Origin of the sequence: Rubellimicrobium roseum (assembly GCF_006152145.1) — a bacterium.
In the GTDB taxonomy this organism is placed as follows: domain Bacteria; phylum Pseudomonadota; class Alphaproteobacteria; order Rhodobacterales; family Rhodobacteraceae; genus Rubellimicrobium; species Rubellimicrobium roseum.
On sequence record NZ_VDFV01000001.1, the window covers coordinates 1 to 13,709 of the forward strand.

At 61.7% G+C, this 13,709-nt stretch carries 10 protein-coding genes and 1 tRNA gene; 7 read left to right on the plus strand and 4 right to left on the minus strand.

Features of this window, described 5'->3' with window-relative positions; genetic code table 11:
- Together FHG71_RS00005 and FHG71_RS00010 are read left to right on the plus strand one after the other, a co-directional pair.
- Positions 1-678: calcium-binding protein (locus FHG71_RS00005; protein ID WP_425467307.1), on the plus strand; the 678-nt coding region annotated here is incomplete at its 5' end.
- A 128-nt stretch (positions 679-806) separates the two neighbouring features.
- Positions 807-1,004, plus strand: a complete 198-nt coding sequence (locus FHG71_RS00010; RefSeq protein ID WP_139079565.1) for a hypothetical protein — start codon at positions 807-809, stop codon at positions 1,002-1,004.
- 35 nt (positions 1,005-1,039) lie between these two features.
- Here FHG71_RS00010 and FHG71_RS00015 read toward each other — a convergent pair whose 3' ends face one another.
- Both FHG71_RS00015 and FHG71_RS00020 read right to left on the minus strand, forming a co-directional pair.
- Positions 1,040-1,270 carry a hypothetical protein gene (locus FHG71_RS00015; protein ID WP_139079566.1) on the minus strand — a complete coding sequence of 77 codons (231 nt, stop codon included), beginning with the start codon at positions 1,268-1,270 and terminating at the stop codon, positions 1,040-1,042.
- 263 nt (positions 1,271-1,533) lie between these two features.
- Positions 1,534-2,112, minus strand: coding sequence for a GNAT family N-acetyltransferase (locus FHG71_RS00020; RefSeq protein ID WP_139079567.1), 579 nt, complete (start codon positions 2,110-2,112; stop codon positions 1,534-1,536).
- A gap of 1,213 nt (positions 2,113-3,325) precedes the next feature.
- On the opposite strand from FHG71_RS00020, the gene FHG71_RS24680 reads away from it, so the two are divergent.
- The 5 genes from FHG71_RS24680 (at position 3,326) to FHG71_RS00045 (ending at position 11,482) form a co-directional block, all read left to right on the plus strand.
- Positions 3,326-3,862 (plus strand): HGGxSTG domain-containing protein, encoded by a 537-nt coding sequence (locus FHG71_RS24680; protein WP_139079568.1) that lies wholly within the window; start codon positions 3,326-3,328, stop codon positions 3,860-3,862.
- A gap of 1,017 nt (positions 3,863-4,879) precedes the next feature.
- On the plus strand, positions 4,880-5,560 hold the full coding sequence (locus tag FHG71_RS00030) for a recombinase family protein (protein WP_218013997.1): 681 nt from the start codon (positions 4,880-4,882) through the stop codon (positions 5,558-5,560).
- On the plus strand, positions 5,511-6,071 hold the full coding sequence (locus FHG71_RS00035; RefSeq protein WP_176559216.1) for a hypothetical protein: 561 nt from the start codon (positions 5,511-5,513) through the stop codon (positions 6,069-6,071). The genes FHG71_RS00030 and FHG71_RS00035 overlap by 50 nt, the downstream gene beginning before the upstream one ends.
- Positions 6,068-7,927: a DUF1998 domain-containing protein gene (drmB, locus tag FHG71_RS00040; protein WP_139079570.1), complete on the plus strand. Its 1,860-nt coding sequence runs from the start codon at positions 6,068-6,070 to the stop codon at positions 7,925-7,927. Before FHG71_RS00035 ends, drmB begins: the two co-directional genes overlap by 4 nt.
- Positions 7,928-8,917: 990 nt before the next feature.
- Positions 8,918-11,482: an RNA-binding domain-containing protein gene (locus FHG71_RS00045; protein ID WP_139079571.1), complete on the plus strand. Its 2,565-nt coding sequence runs from the start codon at positions 8,918-8,920 to the stop codon at positions 11,480-11,482.
- A gap of 201 nt (positions 11,483-11,683) precedes the next feature.
- On the opposite strand, the gene FHG71_RS00050 is transcribed toward FHG71_RS00045, so the two are convergent.
- Both FHG71_RS00050 and FHG71_RS00055 read right to left on the minus strand, forming a co-directional pair.
- Complete coding sequence (locus tag FHG71_RS00050) at positions 11,684-12,865, minus strand: P63C domain-containing protein (protein WP_218013998.1); 1,182 nt, start codon at positions 12,863-12,865, stop codon at positions 11,684-11,686.
- A 730-nt stretch (positions 12,866-13,595) separates the two neighbouring features.
- Positions 13,596-13,685, minus strand: a tRNA-Ser gene (locus tag FHG71_RS00055).
- Between the last annotated feature and the right edge of the window lie 24 nt (positions 13,686-13,709).

The window sequence follows — 13,709 nt, forward strand, 5'->3', positions numbered from 1 at the left end:
GCGGAGTATCTGGCCAGTGCCGATCACCGGCTGGACGGAGGCACAGGGAACGACGTCCTGACCTCGACCATCCGTCTCGGCGCCGGCTATCCCCAGGATGGCATGCAGGCCACCGCGACCAACCACCTGTCGGGCGGCGTTGGCCAGGACATCCTCACCGCCTTCACGGATGCCAACCATTACGGCTACAACGAAGAGGACGGCTACGTCGTGGGCTTGGCCCGCAATAGTCTCGACGGCGGTGCAGGCGACGACCGGCTGGTGTCCACCATTGCGGCGGGCAGCGGGGGCGCCAGCGAGCTTCGCGGCGGCGAGGGTTGCGATACTCTCACGGCGATCGGAGGCTCCGGCAACCTCCTGGACGGCGGATCGGGCCATGACGTCCTTGTCGGAAGCGAAGGGCAGGACCGCCTCATGGGAGGCGCCGGCCATGACAGTCTGACCGGCGGCCACGAGGCCGATGTGTTTGTGTTCGGAGCGAAGGGCGGCCGGGACATCGTGATCGATTTTAAGAATGGCTTGGATCTCTTCGAGATCGGGTCGGGGGCCGATGACCTGTCGGACCTGACGATCCGCGCCAAAGGGGAAGACACGCTCATCCGCTTCGCGGACGCTTCCATCCTGCTGAAGGACACCGGGACCGCCCTGATCGACGCTGCGGACTTCGTGTTCGTGTAGCCTGGGCTGACTGGCCGGAAGACAGGCGGGCCTCCGCGCAAGGCCCGCCGGGGCCACGCCCAAATGTCCCCGATCACTAGGGCGCTGAGCTTGGCATCACTGTTCGCCTTGAGGAGGCGCTTCGGCGCATGACGCGCCCGGCCGACCTCACCTTCCAGTTAGGCCAGGGGCCGGAGGCGACTGAGATGCGGCTGATGCCCGTCACGGCTGAGACCGTGGCGGAGCTGGAGTTGCCGCTCGTCCTGCAGGCGCCGCCGCCGGCGCTTCTGGTCGTAGGGCCGCACTCCCTCCAGAGGCCGGACGTCCGCGATCACCACATGTGCTAGGCCTCGACCTCGGCCTCCCGCGCCGCAGGCTCCACCTAGAGGGGGGCGCGGAAGAACTCGACGACACGCGAGGTGAGGGCCGAGATGCCCGCCACGTCGCCAAGCTGGAACGCGGGCGCGCGGGGCGTATGGGGATGGGTGCGGTTGGCGATCTCGTCGATCTTGCTCAGGATCGAGCGCATCGCGCGCACCGTCCGGGGCGCATGCCCCTGGGCCTCCAGCGACTGCCAGTGCGACAGAAGCGTGCGTCCCTTCGTGCGCGCCACGAGGCCCGCATCAGCCTCCACAGCAGCGAGCGCGTGGGAGGCGGCCTGATAGCAGAGCTGGATGGCCTCTGCGCCGTCCCCAGACCGGGCGGCGCTGCGCCTTCTGGGCCGAAGTCGCCCTCGCGCAAGTCGCGGAAGCTGAAGTTGAAGCTGCGGAAAGTGTCGGCGTCGTTGAGGCAGGCCAGGATCGGAGCGAAAGGGCGCGGCTCATGAGGGACTCCAGGACGGGTTGGCCGAGCCTACCCTCCTACGGTGAAAACCCATCACTCGGCGAAGGGCTTCCGGAGCAGGACCCAGTGGGTGCCCGGGGTCTCCCAGCCGTCCTTGACCATAGGGCGGCGGGCAATCTCTCGGTAGCCGTTCCGCTGCAGGTGGATGAGGGCCGGCGTGTCCTGGTTCGCCATGATCACGCTGGTGCCTTCGGGGCCTCGGAAGCGTTCGGCGAAGGCCAGGAGCCGTGCTCCAATGCCCTGGCCCCGCATCTCGGGGATGACCGAAACCGCTTCGATATAGGCGGTGTCGATGGCCAGGAGCTCCAGCTCGACGATGGGGGCCCAGAGGGGCGACATGATCGTGGCCCGGAGCTCCTCTGGAGTTTCCGAGAGCTGGTGAACGATCACGAGGCCGACGGGCCGGTTCTCCAGCTCCGCGATCCATCCCATGCTCCAGGACACGGGCGTGTCGTCGTTCTGGATGCGCCGGATGCCCACCTCCCAGGGGTCCTCGCCCGGTCGGGCCAGGCTCGTCCAGATCTGCAAGGGCAGCCCGCCATCGGCCTCGTTGACAAGTGGCGCCATGAAGGGGGCGTCGTCGGGCATGGCGGGGCGGATCTTCAGGTCCATGGAGCGTCTCCGAGGCCAGGCTGGCTGGAACGAGGCTACCAGAGCCCGGCGCGCCCGCCCACCTTCGGGTCCCTAGGAGGCGGAGAGGCTCATCGTAGAACCCGAAGAGCGCTTCGACCAAGGCGGGCCCAGCGCCTGATGACAACCGCCCCAGGCACTGAAAACAACAGACTGGATACCTCTCGAGTGCAATACCCTGTCATCAGAACGATGACAGCACTGTCTCTGAAATGGTGACGAAAGCCCGAAGGGCGTCACCGAAATGTAGACAGGCTGTCGCTGAAGCAGTGACGTTTCGGGCGCTTTGGCGAATGCTCACGTCACCACTCTGATGACATCCTTAGTCTACCATATCCCTTGGCCACGATATCAATGGCCCGCGATGCACTGAACAGGCCTGATGAGACCAGTACAGATCCGTCGCCTATTAATGCACATACTGTGCCAAGGGGTGAGGACCCTGTCTGGTTGCCGAACTTGTCCGATCCGACCAAGCGCTGAAATGCCACGCGAACCTGCCGACATGTTGCTCACAACACATTTCTCCAGCACTGAAACCTGCGGGAACATCCCTGTTGGCACAAGCGGCGCCACAGGCGCTCATACTAGCACGCGACTCACCGTGCACGGCACGCTCTGCCAGCGTTGAGGATGGACCTATAACTGGCGCAGGCACAAAGTCTTGAACTCATCCGCTTGGGCATCCGTAGCATGCGATATGTCTATGGGGTATTACTCAGAAACATCTTAAGGGATCTCAAGTTATGAATATTTGGCTACCCATCGAAACGGCCCCGCGTAATGGCCAACCCGTACTGCTCAGCAATGGCGAGGGCCCTATCATGATAGGCGAATGGAGCGGTGAGCCTCACCCTTACGGTTGCTGGCAGGGAGTGTTTGTGGATCCTGCGGCCGAGTGCCTATTCTTCGAAAGTGACAAACCCGAGGACCCGTGGGCGCGCTACAGCTGTATGATCACCAACGACCCCAAGTGGTGGATGCCCTTACCCCTCCAGCCTGAGCGGCGCAGCACGTGAGAGTTCGCCACGTGCTGAATGCCAACCACGAAGGAGGGCGCCCGCGAGTTCCGAAGTAGGCTAAGCACCGTCGAGGGCTAGCGTATGAGCTGAAGCGGCTCGGCGGGGTTCACACGCCTCTCGGATAACAGAACCGGCGCACCTGAACTAAGTGACATACCCGAGGAGCCGTTCCGATGACTGGAGATGAGCTACGCACACGCCGCAGAGCGGTCGGCCTGACCCAGCAGCAGCTTGCCCAACAGACTGGCTTCACCCGCGACACAGTTCGGTACTGGGAGTGCAAGGCCATCGTGGATACGAGCGAGGTGGCCCCGCGACGGTTTTGCGAGGTGCTCGGCGTGCGGGGTTCTTCGACACCAAACGCGCGCGCGCGGGGGTGGGGTGTTACTCCTGGCGACATCATCCCCACAGCGCAGGCCGCAGCTCTTGAAACGCGCCCCTCGTTTGTATCTGTGTCAGTATCCTCAGCGCCGGGCAGCACCCAGCAGCCGGCTCTCTGTGGCGCTCGGACCCGCAAAGGCCTGTCCTGCCGCAACAAGCCTGAGCCCGGCCGCACACGCTGCAAGTTCCACGGCGGCAAGAGTACGGGGCCGGGGACGGCCGACGGGCGTGCTCGCATTGCCGAGGCGCAGCGGCGACGTTGGGCAAAGTGGCGGGCGTTACACGACGACGTGCGCTGCTACATCGGCAACTCGGAACATCTCTACTAAACCCCTCATGGGGACCGAGGACCGCCGCCTTGCCGCGTGCATAAGGAGCCGCCGCTGTGTTCCTAACCCCTAGGGACCGAGGACCATGCTAAGGTCGTCGTTGATGATCGCCTGACGGGTCTCCCAACCTCTCATGGGGACCAAGGGTGCGGATTAAGCCCGGCAGAGTGACGTCGTCGCGCGTCTCCTAACCTCTCATGGGACGAAGAACTCGTGAAGAACCCCGCCCAGTAAAGTGGGTCTTCCTTCTGCTAACCCCTTTCCGGGACCGAGGACCGGCCGGTGAGTGCGGCATGGCCGCCCACGCGAACAACTCCTAACTCCTCATGGGATCCAAGAACGATGGCGCGATCTCGACAGTGGTGCCCACGATAGTCGCCTCCTAACCCCTCCGGGGGGGATCGAGAACCACGATGATCACGACCGAGTGCGGATGTCGCGCTCGCGCACCTCCTGATCCCTCATGGGGACCGAGGACGCGCGCGCTTGGATGGGCTCGCCGCCGGTCAACTCCTTTTCCTAGCCCGTCATGGGGACCCAGAACCCAGAGCGTGGCGCCGATGGTGCCCTGCGGGTTGTCCTCCCAACCCCTCATGGGGACCGAGGACACGCCCACCAATGCTCCTCTGCGAAGGCCTACAGGAATGTCCCCTCTGGTGAGGCTGATGATCCCTGTTTGGCGGAGATCACGGTCTGCGACCCTCGCCATCCGCTCTTCGGACGTCGCTTCCGGGTCCTGCGACGGCTGGCAGTCCGGGCCGGCAACGTCGCGCCCTCTTTCGAGGTCGAACACGAGGCTGGCGGCACCCTGCTGATCCCGGTGGCGGCGTGCGAGCCGCACCCGGCGCGGGCGACCGAGGTTAAGCTGAGCGTTGAGGGCCTGCGGGACCTTGTCTCGCTGGCGGAGGCTCTCGACGCTCATGTCAATCGATCCCGAAGATCTCTGGGCGACGCTGCCACCGGCGCTGCGCCGGCGCATCGTCGAGGACGTCGCCGCGGTCCTGGCGGAGGCGCCTCATGAAGTCCGAACTGGTCATGCCCACGCATCTGGCGCGCCGGGCGGTCGTCTACATTCGGCAGTCCACGCCCGCCCAGGTGGTCAGCCATCAGGAGAGCCTGCGGCTGCAATACGCGCTCGTCGAACGCGCGCGTGAACTCGGCTGGCGTTCTTCCTACGTCGACGTCATCGACGCCGATCTCGGGCTGAGCGGCGCCTCCACGACGGGGCGCAATGGCTTCAAGGAGCTGGCCGCGCGCGTGGGCTTGGGCGAGGTCGGTCTCGTCCTGTCGATCGACGTCACCCGCCTGGCCCGCAACTGCTCGGACTGGTACCCGCTCCTGGACATCTGCGCACTCCGGGGCTGCCTGATCGCCGACCGTGACGGCGTCTATGATCCCGGCTCGCCGAACGGACGGTTGCTGCTCGGGCTCAAGGGCACGATCTCCGAGCTCGAACTCCACACGATCCGCAGCCGTCTCACGGCCGGGCTGCTGGCCAAGGCCGCCCGTGGGGAGCTTGCGCTCACCCTGCCGGTCGGCCTCGTGCGCGGGCCCGGCGACGTCGTGGTCAAGGACCCCAACCTCGAGGTGCAAGCCCGTCTCGGGCTCGTGTTCGCGTGTCGGCCGTCAGCGAGGCAAGCCGGGACTCGTGGTCACGCTTCTCAACCTCCACAAGCCCCGCGACCGCACCCACCATGAGCAGTTCCGCGCGTTCCACATGAGCTTCTACCGCGCCGTCGAGGCGACGAGCGTGACGCCTTTCGCCTCCCGCGCCCTGGACCGCGCCTTGGCCGCAACGCTCGTAGCCGGTGCGCGGCACGTCGAGGCGGGGTTCACACATGACGATGCCGCCGGAACGCTGGAGACACACCCGCACGCTCTGGAGGCGGTGCGAGGCGCCCTCGAGGCGAAGCTTGGCCTGTCGGAGTTGACCGAGGCGGAGCGGACTGCGGTGCTGGACCGGCTGGACGCTCTAATCGCGGCTTGGGGCGAGATCGCCGCAGTGCAGACCCGGTCCGGCGACGACTTCCGCTTCGGCTCCCATGCCCCGCCGCAACGCCTCCTCCAGGAGCCGCTGAAGCCTCTCGCAACCGACCCTGACCCGCGCCGCGCCTGGTTCGCCGCGGGCCGGTCCATGCGCGAGACCGAGCCCTCCGCCCTTCTCCTGCCTCGTCGCCCGGACGGCAGCGCATTCAAGGCGACCCCATGACGAACGACGTCACCCAAGGCTTCAGCCAGTTTCTCTACACCTATGGGCCGGGCGCCATGATGGACCTGCCCGACATCCCCGTGATCGTTGCAGGGCTGCAGGACTGGCGGATGGGAGGCGAGGAGACCTCACACATCATCGAGGAGTTCCGCCTCACCCGCCTTCTCGCTGGTCTCAACGCCTCGCGCCTAGCACCCGGATCCGTGCCTGTACTGCGCACGCCGCCGCTCCACGATCCCGACCGTCAAAATGGGTTCCGTCCTGGCGTCGAGGTGAGGATTTTCCCTGAGTGGTTCGTGCTCGAGGAGGCCGAGGACGACGCGGCGGCCGGGCCTTCTGGTGAGACTCGCCGCCGGATGGTCGAGTTCCGCAACCTCGTCCTCCAGAGCGACGGCTCCCTCCGGTACCAAGCCGACAAGCGCAAGGTCCGCGTGAGTCCCGTCCGATTTGTTGCCGCCTGTCCCGAAGGGCATCTCAAGGACATCAACTGGCGCCGCGTCGTGCATGGCGCCGATCCCTGCTCGCGCCCGCTCTACTGGGCCGAGCGCGGCGCGAGCTCAGACCCGACAGATGTCACCGTACGCTGCGCCTGCACCAAGTCCGTGTCCCTGGCGAACCTGCATGTCCAGGGGCGGCTCGGCACCTGTGATGCTTTCAGCCCCTGGCTGACGCCGCGCCACCAAGCCGAAGATGCATGCGACCAAGAGCTTCGACTCCTCGCGCGGTCTGCAACGAACGCCTATTTCCCGCAGACCGTCTCGGTAATCTCGATGCCGATAGAGAGCGACGCCGCCGCGCAGGCGGTGAGCGACCACTGGTCGACGATCGCAGCGATGCGAGGGCTGCCAAACCTGCTCGACATCCTACGGGCCTTGCCGGCGACGGCGTCAGCCCTGAAGCCCTTCTCCGATGCTGACATCCTGGCGGCTATCGCGGGCCATGGAACAAGTCCCAAGCGCTCGCCCGACCCCCGAATAGAGGAGTTCGACCGGTTCTCCGCGAACGTCGATATAATCGGTCGGGAAGGTGCCGACTCCCGGCTGCTCGGCCGCAGACTGACGCTTGATCCTTCGGCTATGCCGAAACGGATCGCCCCCCTTCTCGCTATGGTTGTCAGAGTGGATCGGCTGCGCGAAGTCGCTTGCCTGTACGGGTTCACCCGGCTCGACGCCGCCCCTTCTGCGACTGAGAGCGAACTCGACGAGATTACCCTCGCCACCAAAGGGGCTCCCCTCGAGCGCGAGCCTACGTGGTTTCCGACCGTCGAGCAGTTCGGCGAAGGGATCTTCATTCGTCTCGACTCCGCCGCAATCCAGTCTTGGAGCGGTCGTGAGGTGACCCGGGACCGTGCCAAGCATCTCAAGGCCGGCGAGCGGCGTGACGCAGAGCGACGTGGTCGTGAACCGGAACACTTGGGAACCGCCTACTGGGCCATCCATGGCCTCAGCCATGCGCTGATGATTGAGTTGTCGCTTGAGGCTGGCTATCCGCTCTCCTCCCTCAAGGAGCGAATCTACGCCAGCAAGACTGGCGCGATTCCACGGCATGGCATCCTCATTTACACGGCCACCTCCGGCGGACAGGGAACCCTTGGCGGCCTGTGCGGCATGGCGGAGCACATCCCTCGGCTTCTTGACCGCGCGCTTGAGCGCCTTGCTACATGCTCGAACGACCCCGTCTGCTTCGAGCACGAGCCTGACGACCCACGTGACGACCGCAACTTGCATGGGGCAGCGTGTCATGCCTGTCTTCTGGTGCCAGAGACGAGTTGCGAAGCGCGGAACGGTCGTTTGGATCGGGTTCTACTGGTCGGAGCAGAAGGTTTAGCCCTTGCTTCAGCAATTGATCCTGGCTAGCCGGCCGGCCACTCTAATAAGCCGCATCTCGCGATGCGGCGACGCGCTGGTCCGGACGCTGCTCTCCGAGGCGGCGGTGATCCTTCTCTGTCGGGTTAAGCCCGACCCCGCTTTAAAAAGCTGGGCGCTTGCCGTGGCACGGCGCTCCGGGCCGGCCAAGGCTCGCGTGGCCCTCGCGCGCAAGCTGTCGGATCTGCTGCATGCGATCTGGCGCTCGGGGAGCCGTTCCGCTGGTCGGCGCCGGAACCGGCAGTCGGAGCGGCCATGACTTGAGCCACCTACTCTCGGATACGTCTGCCCCTCCTGGCCGGACGTGATCAGCTGCCCTGCCGGGCGAGGGTGCAGATCACTGCGCGTCTGGGGTGTGGGCCGCGTTCGGCCGACGCAAGCCCGGTGTAGACATGAGCCACATCTCGCGCTTTGGACCACATGATGCGGCGGCACAGAGCCGACCGCGAAGAGAACCGTGACCCCGGGGCGATCATCAGGGCAGGCCAGACGAGAACCGCGTGACGGAGCGGACGCGAATAGAAACCGACCGGAGCGCAAGAGGGATCTTGGACCGGCATGACGGTGCCGGGTGCTGACATCTGTCCGGCCTTCGATGCGGCCTCAAGATGCCGCGGGCCTGTCAGGTACTCGCGGATCGGATCCAAATTAAAGTCGCGTGCTCGGAGGCACGCCGCACCCTATTGATGGAAGGCACTAGGGAACCCGCACCCACGACCGCCGGGGTAACCTTTAAGCAACACGCGCGTAGCCTTCTTATACCTCCGCGACACAAAAGTTGCCCTCAGCTCACACCTACCTTTCAAGAACAAACAACGAAGTACAATCACCCAGTTGCTCGAACATCAACCAGCGGCTCCAGAGGATCAGAGACCTAACCGAGACGCGTTGATCGTCCGCCCTACCACTAGAAACCCACCATCCGATTAGCTCCGTGAAAAATCGGATCCGCAAACGCAGTCGTACGAAAACGGTGCAGTGATGAAAGAACAATTATCAGGCGTCCTTCGAGCTATTCACGCCAAAGAACTTCCTGTCTCATTCGACGAACTATTTGCAGACTGCTACGACTACGAAGAACATCGCTTTACCACACAAGAGACATCAGTTCTCGACTACAAGGAGCATCTTCCCTACAATGATCCCAACTACGTCTATGGACTATTGAAGCTCATTGTAGCCTTTCACAATACCTATGGCGGACTGATCATTTTCGGCGTGAGAGACTCCGACCTCAAAGCGGTCGGAGTTAAAGAGTCGCTCGATATTGAAAAATTCAACGCACTGCTCACCGACTTCTTTGGAGTTTCGGAGGAGCTGCTTCGGAATGATTACCCCGTCGGACCTCCAGAGGAAGGCCGGAAGATTGTTGTTCTCCTCATTCCCAAGCGCACAAAGAAAAGCCCAGCCCGCCTCTTAAGGGATGTTGCATCCCTGAAAAAAGGAAGCATCTTCTTACGAGATCGACATCAAGCAATCCGAGCTGACGAACGTCACCTCCCACTCCTATTCTCAAGCCGAACAGCCTTTGAGGATCCTACGCCGACCGGGCCAGTCGCTATTCACGTCTCGATGCCCCCGTCCCCGGCAACGATGCAGCAGTTCATAAGCAGATCTGATCTATCACTGAAGCTTTGGGAATGGTTCACGTTCGGTAAGAATCCCCGACAGTACCTGTCGGGCGCTGGCGGATCTGGCAAGAGTACTCTGGCCCATGAGTTTGCAGCAATCTTGGCTGTGACCGCCGAGGATCTCGTCCTGACAAATGGCGGAACTCTCGACTACATCGTCTACGTTTCAGCCAAGGAGACCGAGTTTAACGTAACTACCGCCACCGAACAGCCCTTCGTACTCAGACAGTTCTCTTCAGCTGAGGAACTTTTTACCCAGATCCTCGTCCACTCCGGCTTGCATACAACAAGCGCAGTCAACGGAATGACCACGGAAGAAAAATTGGATGCGCTCGAAGAGACTTTCGATAGCTTCAACGGCTTCATAGTTATCGACGACATCGACACGCTCAGCCGAGCTGGAATTGACACCGGAGAGGAAGAGCTATTTTACCTGTCATCGAAGTCCAAGAAGATAACCAAGATCCTCTATACACTCAGAAATGACGCATCGTTCGCCAGAAATGCCTCGATATCCGTTCCCGGTCTGGAGCTTGACAAAGAGTTCCCTCAATTTGTAGATGCTTGCTGCGCCATGTTCCAAGTGCCTCCGCCGGAAGCAGAATACGAAAAAGAAATCATCAAAGAGTCGAGTGCCCTTCCGCTCTTAGTCGAAACAATCATTGGACTAAGAAAGAGCTCGAGCAACTATGCTCAGGCGCTTAGGGACTTCAAAGATCGAGGCGGCGAGGCTGCACGAAAGTATCTCTACCAACGGGAGTACGACAAGCTTAAATCTGGCGGTAAGAGCCGACAGGTTCTTGCCGCACTTGTCGAGTACGGTGGATCCTTGGACTTCGACGCACTATCAACGGTAGTCTCTGCTACGCCAGAGCAGACGCGAGAAGCCATCACCGACACCGTTAGTGTTTTCTTGAAAGTTAGGAATGTTGAAGGTGTGGGCACATTGTATGAGCTGTCCCAGTCAGCGATACCTTTCATCAGAACCGCGTCACAAGGGCTGGCCTACTATGGAGCCGTAAAGCGCGCCGTGGAGCAGTATCGCACTAGCACTGCTAAATCGACCCCGGCGGAAGCAGTGACCATCATTAAGATGGAGGAGCTAGTTAAATCTAGAAGGTATGATGACGTCGTTGTGATTGCGCGTGGCATCGGCTCCGCCGACCCGCTCCAAGTTAATCCCCGCTTTATGGCCGCCCTTGGTCGTGCTTATGTGCAGGCAACCATCCCAGACTATACTGCAGCAAGAGACTTATTCCAAAAAGCGATGAACTTCGGGCACTCTGATATCTTTATGATGAGAGCATGGTATCACGCAGAACGAAACACAGGCTATCGCTTCCGAGAAGCTGCGGACGTGTGCCAACTGGTGATCTCAGGCGCCAAGTTCAGCAACAGACACAAGTCGGAATTCTACTCAAAATTAGGGGACTGCCTCAGCTCAATAGCGAAAGGCTCCTTGGGTGAAAGCCCGGAAAGTCGTGTACGCATTCTCGGTCAGGCCGTTATCGCTTATGTTCGTGCGATGCACTCCATTGACGACGGCGAGGGGCTTGATCGAAGTAAAACAGTCGAGTGGCTGCAGCGAGCCACCTCAAGCCTGTTCCAGACCTGCCGTGCCGACTTCAGTGGGTTTTTTGATCTGCTCGCAGAAGCCGCTAGGGACGGAGTTGACCTCAGCAAGGATGCCTCTCAGGTCATCGCTGCGCCGCTTTATCAGTTGGCCAAGTCTGGTGATCTCGGGCTTCTGAAGCAAGCGCAAGGTCGCCTGAAGGGCGTAATTGCCCTGTTGCGCCGTGTCAGTCGACAGAAGCAGCTGCTTGGGCTCGATGTCTTCTGCATCGAAGCTGAGGCTGTCCTCCGCAGTTTGGAGCTTCAAATTATCGCCGTTGAGTCGCGGCGTAGGTCGAATTGAACTTGGCTCACCGACACGTCGGGCACCCGCGTCTGCGCGCAGATTGCCCGCTTCTCCTCGTCCGACCAGATCCGCCGCTTCCGTCCCTGCGCCACCCGAGACTCGATAGTGCCCATCATTCACAAGCGGGCACTATCTCCCGCCACCTCCGCCCGTCAGAGCGGCGAGACCGGACGCTTACTTGGATCAGGCCGCCCGTTTCTAAGATTTGAACCTAGCAGGTCCTTTTGTCGAGGAGCCCTGAGGGGGTGGTAGATATAGCGTCAACTGTACGGGATGCCGCCCGTATCGTTCGGCCATCCGGCTGCGAAGCTCAGCCATGTCTTCGCAAGCGGCCGCCATCCCAATTACCATCCAGATATGCTCCACGAGGCGCTTAAGGCCGTACTGGCTTGTCAACCACTGATGATAGTTCTGACCGTGTAGCGGCTTGGGAGCATGCTCCTTGAGCCACTTAGCTACATCGGGGTCAAGGTAGCCATAGATAAGCTCCATGACGAGCTTGCCCCAGTACTTCGGCCGAGAGTGAACGGGGCCTTTCCATTTGGTAAGTCGTCCAAACTCAACCCAAAGCTGGTCCGGGAACGTTCGTTCCCACTTCCTCATCTCCTCCACGAGAAACAAGTTGAGCTTGAGGCGTAGGGCATCTTCGGCTCGTTCGTACTGATACCCCGTCACCTCATCTACCATCGCGATAATGCCGACCTTGCCGCAAGCACGCTGGAAAGCGACTGCTTTCTGGGCAATCTCAAGTTGCCGCTTGGTGAGCGTAAAGTCGGAGTCGGCATTTAAGTGATGCATCAGGGCGTCAGAGTACGCTGAACAAAGGTCCATGAACCGCTCAACAGGGAAGCCAAGTGCATACTTGAAGCGGCTATCTTTCCCACCGTCGTCCTCCCCCGCTTCCCTGCCAGTGTCGAACCGGATCAGAGCGGGGATCGAGCCATCTTCTGCCGGCTTCAAATCGTCTGGTAGGAAGTCACGAAGCGCACGGACCTTAAGGTACTCCGCGAGTGGGCCACCCTCCGTCCCAATCAGGCCCACCATGATGCCCTTGAGACTGAAGACACGCTGCCCGTCCTGCAGCACATAGGCCGGCAGAACGGCGGACCCGATGGGAAGGTCGCCCCAATGCGTTGCCTTGGGTAGGCTGGGCTGAGCGGCTTCTGTGGGGCTCAAGTCTTCTGCAGGGGTACCCACAAAGTCGGATGGGCTAAGCGAGATAGACATTTCCTCGGCCAGCTTCAAAAGAACTGGCTGCCACTTGGCGGGGATCACCCCCGCCTTACGCCAGTACGAAATTGTGCTCGGCCCCTTGCCGATCAACTTCGCAAGGGCCGCAGGCCCACCAAACTTGCCGATCACGATGTCTGCAGCGCTCATGCGTTCAGCCTCCTACTTAGCATGTGCTAAGCAGCAGAACTGTCGACGTCAAACAGTTTTTTTGAAGTTGTGGATCATGCAATTCAAAACGGGGGACTTCGCGGTTGGTTGGCTCTACTTGCCGCTCCATCGCTGTGCCGCCACCTTCCTGGCGATCTCCGCCCGCGCCTCCTGCAACAGCTTGGCCGCGCGCGCCGCTCGCCCTTGCGACCGAGCGCCCTGGCGGCGGGGTACTTGCTGTCCTCGTCGGCTACTGGCGGATTCTCGATCTCGCCCGTAGTGATACTGGCCACGTGGACGGCCAGTCCGACCGCTTCCCTCCGCGTGGCCTTCTAGGCAAATTAGTCGTCCTTGCTTGCAAGGCGATTCACTTCCTCGTCGATCACCCGTTCGATCTCGTTGGCCATGTAGGCCCATGCATCATCGGTCACCTGGGCGATCTCTGCACGGAGTATCCCCGCCTTGTCATCGTTAGCCAACATCCTGGAAGCGGCTCCCTTGGACCAGGTTCGCTTCAGATCTAGGCAGCTGGACGCGGCGCCACTGGGCGCCTTGGGGCCAGACGTAGACGATTGGAGGTCACTCTAGCGATTCAAAGTGCCGAAGCAGACAGCGCGGCGAGGCTACGAAGCCGTACAAGCACCCGCGAAGAGAAGTGGGTTGGAATGTGGGGCGAAATCCGATCTATCAGCGGATATCTCACAAATTTCAGTAGGTTAACTAATTTATTTGGCGGAGGAGGTGGGATTCGAACCCACGGGGGGCTTGCACCCCCGGCGGTTTTCAAGACCGCAGCAATCGACCGCTCTGCCACTCCTCCGTCGGGCCCTGATACGATCCCGGC

Bases quoted from the DNA above. Each gene is read 5' to 3' on its own strand.
- FHG71_RS00030 (WP_218013997.1), top strand. From the start codon at position 4,880: ATGAAGTCCGAACTGGTCATGCCCACGCATCTGGCGCGCCGGGCGGTC.
- FHG71_RS00045 (WP_139079571.1), top strand. From the start codon at position 8,918: ATGAAAGAACAATTATCAGGCGTCCTTCGAGCTATTCACGCCAAAGAA.
- drmB (WP_139079570.1), top strand. From the start codon at position 6,068: ATGACGAACGACGTCACCCAAGGCTTCAGCCAGTTTCTCTACACCTAT.
- FHG71_RS24680 (WP_139079568.1), top strand. From the start codon at position 3,326: ATGACTGGAGATGAGCTACGCACACGCCGCAGAGCGGTCGGCCTGACC.
- FHG71_RS00020 (WP_139079567.1), bottom strand. From the start codon at position 2,112: ATGGACCTGAAGATCCGCCCCGCCATGCCCGACGACGCCCCCTTCATG.
- FHG71_RS00050 (WP_218013998.1), bottom strand. From the start codon at position 12,865: ATGAGCGCTGCAGACATCGTGATCGGCAAGTTTGGTGGGCCTGCGGCC.
- FHG71_RS00010 (WP_139079565.1), top strand. From the start codon at position 807: ATGACGCGCCCGGCCGACCTCACCTTCCAGTTAGGCCAGGGGCCGGAG.